The organism is Azospirillum brasilense (assembly GCF_003349955.1).
GTDB classification, from domain to species: Bacteria; Pseudomonadota; Alphaproteobacteria; order Azospirillales; family Azospirillaceae; genus Azospirillum; species Azospirillum brasilense_B.
In genome coordinates, this window is the sequence record NZ_QLKQ01000175.1 from 1 (window position 1) to 1202 (window position 1202).

The window sequence follows — 1202 nt, forward strand, 5'->3', positions numbered from 1 at the left end:
ATGAAGGTCCTCGTCCCGGTCAAGCGGGTGGTCGATTACAACGTCAAGATCCGCGTCAAGGCGGACGGTTCCGGCGTTGAGACCGCCAACGTGAAGATGAGCATGAACCCCTTCGACGAGATCGCCGTCGAAGAGGCCGTCCGCCTCAAGGAAACCGGCAAGGCGACCGAGGTCATCGTGGTCACCGTCGGCCCGACGGCCGCGCAGGAGACGCTGCGCACCGGCCTCGCCATGGGCGCCGACCGCGGCATCCTGGTCCAGACCGACGCCGAGACGCAGCCGCTGGCCGTCGCCAAGGTGCTCAAGGCGCTGGTCGACAAGGAGGGGCCGACCCTGGTCATCCTCGGCAAGCAGGCGATCGACGACGACTGCAACCAGACCGGCCAGATGCTCGCCGCCTTGCTGGGCTGGCCGCAGGGCACCTTCGCCTCCAAGGTCGTGCCGGGCGAGGGCTCGGTCACCGTGACCCGCGAGATCGACGGCGGCCTGGAGACCGTGCAGCTGACCCTGCCGGCGGTCGTCACCGCCGACCTGCGCCTCAACGAGCCGCGCTACGCCTCGCTGCCCAACATCATGAAGGCCAAGAAGAAGCCCATCGAGACGCTGGCCCCCGACGCGCTGGGCGTCGACGTGGCGCCGCGCCTGACCACGCTCAAGGTCGCCGAGCCGGCCAAGCGCAAGGCCGGCGTCAAGGTCGCCGACGTGGCCGCCCTGGTCGACAAGCTGAAGAACGAAGCCCGCGCGATCTGATAGGGAAAGTGATCTGACATGTCCATTCTCGTCATCGCCGAACACGACAACGCCGCGCTGAAGGCCGCCACGCTGAACGCGGTCAGCGCCGCCGCCAAGATCGGCGGAGAGGTCCACGTGCTGGTCGCCGGCCAGGGCGCCCAGGCCGTCGCCGAGGCCGCCGCCAAGGTGGCCGGCGTGGCCAAGGTGCTGCTGGCCGACGACGCGGCCTACGCCCACCCGCTGCCGGAGAACGTCGCGCCGCTGGTCGTCACCCTCGCCAAGGGCTACGGCCACATCCTGGCCGCCGCCTCGTCGGAGGGCAAGAACCTGCTGCCGCGCGTCGCCGCCCTGCTCGACGTCGCGGCGATCTCCGACATCACCGGTGTGGTCTCGCCCGACACCTTCGAGCGGCCGATCTACGCCGGCAACGCCATCGCCACGGTGAAGTCCGCCGACCCGATCAAGGTCGT

General features: G+C 69.7%; 1 protein-coding gene and 1 pseudogene. Both read left to right on the forward strand.

The genetic code is table 11. The features are described 5' to 3' along the window. The coding region (locus tag DXK32_RS31925; RefSeq protein ID WP_114862159.1) for an electron transfer flavoprotein subunit beta/FixA family protein at positions 1-750 on the forward strand (750 nt) is incomplete at its 5' end. 18 nt (positions 751-768) lie between these two features. Continuing rightward, positions 769-1202: pseudogene (locus tag DXK32_RS31930) on the forward strand (electron transfer flavoprotein subunit alpha/FixB family protein); the annotation flags it as partial.